The sequence below is a fragment of the Neokomagataea anthophila genome (assembly GCF_018122595.1).
In the GTDB taxonomy this organism is placed as follows: domain Bacteria; phylum Pseudomonadota; class Alphaproteobacteria; order Acetobacterales; family Acetobacteraceae; genus Gluconobacter; species Gluconobacter anthophilus.
Genome location: NZ_JAGRQH010000146.1, coordinates 1 through 235 on the forward strand (window position 1 = coordinate 1; position 235 = coordinate 235).

Sequence of the window (235 nt, forward strand, 5' to 3'; positions counted from 1 at the left end):
AGCGATTGAAACCGTCCGCAGCATGGGCGTCGGCACCACCGGATCTCGCATTGCAAACGGCACATTTGGACTCCACCGCAAACTTGAAGAACGCTTGGCTGCGTATTTAGAGCGCAAGCACGCCATGGTGTTCTCCACCGGATATCAAGCCAAACTCGGCACGATTTCTGCGCTCGTGAACAAAGATGACATCATGTTCCTTGATGCAGACAGACAAGCCAGCAAATATGACGGT

Annotated in this window: 1 pseudogene; it reads left to right on the forward strand. The window is 52.8% G+C overall.

The annotated features are described in order from the left end of the window. Positions 1-235 (forward strand): annotated as a pseudogene (locus KB213_RS12345) (pyridoxal phosphate-dependent aminotransferase family protein); the annotation flags it as partial.